This window comes from Faecalibacterium sp. Marseille-P9312, from assembly GCF_902497445.1.
Taxonomy (GTDB): Bacteria; Bacillota; Clostridia; order Oscillospirales; family Ruminococcaceae; genus Faecalibacterium; species Faecalibacterium longum.
The window spans coordinates 1-4306 of record NZ_CABVEW010000027.1 but is presented as its reverse complement, the minus strand read 5'-3'; the positions used below and the strand labels follow the sequence as shown (position 1 = coordinate 4306).

The 4306-nt window shown below is 56.6% G+C and carries 4 protein-coding genes; all 4 read left to right on the top strand.

Features of this window, described 5'->3' with window-relative positions; all coding sequences use genetic code 11:
* Nucleotides 1-362 precede the first annotated feature (362 nt).
* Nucleotides 363-809 carry a plasmid mobilization relaxosome protein MobC gene (gene mobC, locus F3G95_RS13605; RefSeq protein ID WP_149795372.1) on the top strand — a complete coding sequence of 149 codons (447 nt, stop codon included), beginning with the start codon at nt 363-365 and terminating at the stop codon, nt 807-809.
* Complete coding sequence (locus tag F3G95_RS13600) at nt 772-2334, top strand: relaxase/mobilization nuclease domain-containing protein (protein ID WP_149795371.1); 1563 nt, start codon at nt 772-774, stop codon at nt 2332-2334. The genes mobC and F3G95_RS13600 overlap by 38 nt, the downstream gene beginning before the upstream one ends.
* Before the next feature lie 189 nt (nt 2335-2523).
* Nucleotides 2524-2979 (top strand): CHC2 zinc finger domain-containing protein, encoded by a 456-nt coding sequence (locus F3G95_RS13595; RefSeq protein ID WP_149795370.1) that lies wholly within the window; start codon nt 2524-2526, stop codon nt 2977-2979.
* Nucleotides 2942-4288 carry a phage/plasmid primase, P4 family gene (locus F3G95_RS13590; protein ID WP_149795369.1) on the top strand — a complete coding sequence of 449 codons (1347 nt, stop codon included), beginning with the start codon at nt 2942-2944 and terminating at the stop codon, nt 4286-4288. The genes F3G95_RS13595 and F3G95_RS13590 overlap by 38 nt, the downstream gene beginning before the upstream one ends.
* Nucleotides 4289-4306: the final 18 nt, after the last annotated feature.

Sequence of the window (4306 nt, the reverse complement as noted above, 5' to 3'; positions counted from 1 at the left end):
TGTGGGCGAGCCGGACAACGCCGCTGCAAAACAGGGGCAGGAACTGCGTTCGGTGTGAACGGTGACCATGAGCAGGGGCTTTGCCTTTTCACACGTTTTGCTCTGCAAAATTTTCAACGTGCATTGCGGTTCGACTTCTGAAATTTTCAGTGTTGCACGGAAAGGGCGAAAGCAAGTATCGACCTGTGGCCACAAATTTTCAATGCTTGAAAATGTTCTGTCACATGGTCTGCCACTTGTTGGGGAGTGCCTTCCCCAAACCCTGCTCTAGCTTCGCACCGTTGGTGCGAATGCGGCGTGTCGCATTACATAGCCCTCTCCATCCCGGAGCGGGCATTTATCATTTTCACAGGAGGTCGAATATGGCTGAAATGAAAAGTCCGAACGTACACGCAAAGAAGAACCGCAATGACACGCCGCAAAAACGAAAGACACACATCATCAAAGTCCGAGTGACCGCAGAAGAAAAACTGCGGATCGCATACGCCTGCAAAGAACTCCACCTCACCCAATCCGAACTCGTCCGCCGCGTCCTGTACGGCGTGAACGTCAAGCACACCGTTGTGGTGGCGCAGGGCGGCGAGGATGCACTGGCGGCGCTTGCCGCCTTGTCTGCTCAGTGCAGCAAGGTGGGAAGCAACCTCAACCAGCTTGCACGGCACTTCAACTCCGATGGCAAAGACACCGAGCAGCTCCGGGCGCAAATTCTGGAGGAACTGTCCGCACTCACGAACTTTCGGCTGAAAGCCGAAGAAACGGTTGGTGAACTGTATGGCAACCATCAAGCATTTAAGCTCGAAGAACTCTAACTATGCCGCCGCCGAAAGCTATCTCACCTTTCAGCACAACGAATACACCGGCCTGCCCATTCTGGACGAGAAGGGCAGACCCAAGCTGCGGGATTCGTACCTGCTCGACACCCTTGAGTGCGGCGAATCCTCGTTCGCTATGGCCTGCCTGATTGCCAATCGCAAGTACGGCAAGAACGGCAGGCGGGAGGACGTGAAGACCCACCATTATATCATTAGCTTCGACCTGAAGGACGCAGTAGAGAACGGCCTGACCATGGAGCGGGCGCAAGCCCTTGGCTTGCAGTTCTGCAAGGACAACTTCCCCGGTCATCCCGCCATCGTCTGCACCCACCCGGACGGTCACAACAGTGCCGGGAATATCCACATCCACATCGTCATCGGCAGCTTGCGCGTCCGCACCGTGGAACGGCAGCCCTTCATGGACAAGCCGTGCGACTGGGAAGCGGGCAAGAAGCACCGCTGCACCTCTGCCATGCTCCGGCACCTTCGTGTCGCAGTCATGGAAATGTGCGAGCAAGCCGACCTGAACCAGATCAACCTGCTGGAAGCCCAAGGCGACCATGTTTCCGAGCGGGAGTATTGGGCGCAGCGGCGCGGACAACGCCGCCTCGACCATGCCAACGCCAAACTTGCCGCCGAAGGGCAGCAGCCCACCCAGACCGTCTATCAGACCGAACTGGACAAGCTGCGAAAGCAGATCTACGCTGTGCTGAACAAGACCACCACCTTCGAGGAATTTTCTGCATTGCTCATGCAGGAACACGGCATCGCCGTGAAAGAGAGCCGAGGCCGGTTGAGCTACTGCCCGCCCGGCCGGACAAAGTTCATCACCGCCAAGAAACTGAGCAAGAAGCTGGAAAAGGAGCAGGTGCTGACCGCCCTCTCCCAGAACATCCAGCTTGCCGCCATCATCCAGCCCAGCAGCGAGAAGAAGCCGGATAAGATCAGGAAACTGGTTGACATTCAGGCAAACGTTGCTGCGGGCAAGGGCATCGGCTATGAGCGTTGGGCGAAAAAGTTCAACCTCAAACGCTGGTCGCAGACCCTGTGTCTCCTGCAGGAGAAAAAGCTGCTCAGCGAAGATGCCCTGCACCAGCGCATTGCCGAACTGCAAACCCAGCACGACGATGCACTGGCGGTGGTCAAAGACATGGATGCCCGTATGGTCTCCCTCAAGGAGCTGCGCGGGCATCTTGTGGTCTATTGGCAGTACAAGCCTCTTGCACAGAAGCTCCAGACTGTGCGGAATCCCACCAAGTTCAAGGAGCAGCACCGTGCAGAGTTTGCTGTGTACGAGGCCGCCTGCGCCTATTTCAAGGCCAATGGGCTCAGGACGCTGCCGGACCTCAAAAAGCTGGATGCCGAATACCAGACCCTTTCCTCGGAGAAAAACGGGTTCTACACCCGCTACAAGAAAGCGCAGATCGAACTGCGTGAACTCCGCACCGCACAACAGAACGTGGAAGCCTTCTTCCGCAAGGAGGAGCGCAGCCACGCCGTACCGCAGCAGGAGGTCAAATGAACAACACTCTGACGGATCGATGTGTGAATAAACCCAACCTCACCCACGCCCCTCACCGGGCTTCGTCCTTTCGCCTGTACCCCGCCCATTGGGACGGAGGGTAGCACCTCTGTCTTTTCGGACGTAAAAAACGCCATCTCGACCCGGCAGGCAGCGGAGCTATACGGCTTCGCCGTAAACCGGAACGGCATGATGTGCTGCCCCTTCCACGGGGATAAACACCCCAGCATGAAGGTGGACAGCCGTTTCCACTGTTTCGCCTGTCAGGCGGATGGCGATGTGATCGATTTTGTCGGCAGACTTTTTCAACTTTCTCCCTATAAGGCTGTGGAAAAGTTGAAGAACGATTTCGGCATGGCACTTGCCGACGGCAAGGTGCGGCTTGCTCCCCGCAGACCGCCCACCGTCCGGCAGCAGCTGCTGGACTATTACCGCTGTCTGCAGCGTTGGCGGGTCCGATACGCACCGCAGTCACCCACAGAAGGACTTCACCCCTGCTTCCTTGAAGCGATAAAGAACCTTGACATCGTTGAATATTATCTGGACTGTTCGGTGCTCCCGGACCCGCAGACCGAAAACGAGCTACGGAAGTATTGGGAGGGATTGCATGAGCGACTGGAAAAAGAGGAACGACGATTGGCGTGATGAGGACGAACTGGAAGAAGAGGAAGAATGCGAATGCCCTTGGGTAGACAGTAAGGGCAAAGTACGTGAAACCGCTTACTGCCAGTACCTTTTAGAGAAACACCCTATGATGTGCCTGAAACAGAAGCTGTTCGACCAGAACGGCGAGGTAGATGAGGACGCACTGCTCTACGAAGTCCACAGCAACCTCCGTGACTTTGTGCTCGACAACCTTGCCAAGAAGGAGAAGCAGGTTCTGGACGCACTCCGTATCGAAACCTATACCCCTGAATGGAAACCCCAGCTTGACCGCATCCATCTCCAGAACGGAACCTACTTTCTGGACGAGCGGGGCTTTGTGCCGGAAAAGGAACTCTGCCTGAACCGGCTCCCCGTGGAATACCAGCCCGATGCCCCCGCACCGACCAAGTGGCTGGAATTTCTGGATGGTCTGCTCATCCCGGAGGACATTCTGACCTTGCAGGAATACCTTGGCTATCTCCTGATCCCGTCTACCAAGGCGCAGAAGATGCTGGTCATGACCGGCAAGGGCGGCGAGGGAAAATCCCGCATCGGCTTGCTGCTGAAGAAGCTGTTCGGGGAAGCCTCTCACTCCGAATCCATCCTCCGCATCGAAACGAACCGCTTTGCCAGTGCAAATCTGGAGTACAAGCTGGTCATGGTCGATGACGACCTGAACATGGTGGCGCTGCCCGAAACACGGAACATCAAGTCCATCGTCACCGCCGAGGACCGTTTGTGCATCGAGCGGAAAAACAAGCAGGCTGTCCAAGGCTTGCTGTACGTTCGTTTCATCTGCTTCGGCAATGGCAACCTTGTGGCCGCTCACGATGACAGCGACGGCTTCTGGCGCAGGCAGATCCTCGTCACGGTGAAAGACCGTGACCCTGCCCGGGTGGATAACCCGTTCCTCATCGAAGAATTGTCCGAGGAGCGTCCCGGCATCCTGCTGTGGATGCTGGAGGGGTTACACCGTCTGCTGGCGAACCGCTATCAGTTTACCATCAGCGAGCGCTCCATTCAGAACCTCGAAGCAGCCATGGCGGACAGCGACAACCTGACCCAGTTCATGCAGGCAACGGCGTATGTCCGCTTCAAGCCCGACACCGAGGAACGCTCCACCTATCTCTACCGCGCCTACACCAAGTGGTGCGAGGATAATCTGGAATCGCCTGTTCCGCAAAAGAAGTTCAGCCAGTTCCTGCTGAAAAATGCCGGGAAGTATGGCCTGACCTTCTCCAAGCACATCGAGGGAAAGTATCGCGGCTTCCGGGGCGTATGCGTCCACCCCGCCTTTGCTGCGGCATAAAACACACGAAAAGTGAAA

Coding starts and splice junctions, on each gene's coding strand:
- F3G95_RS13595 (WP_149795370.1), top strand. CDS start 2,524: ATGATGTGCTGCCCCTTCCACGGGGATAAACACCCCAGCATGAAGGTG.
- F3G95_RS13600 (WP_149795371.1), top strand. CDS start 772: ATGGCAACCATCAAGCATTTAAGCTCGAAGAACTCTAACTATGCCGCC.
- F3G95_RS13590 (WP_149795369.1), top strand. CDS start 2,942: ATGAGCGACTGGAAAAAGAGGAACGACGATTGGCGTGATGAGGACGAA.
- mobC (WP_149795372.1), top strand. CDS start 363: ATGGCTGAAATGAAAAGTCCGAACGTACACGCAAAGAAGAACCGCAAT.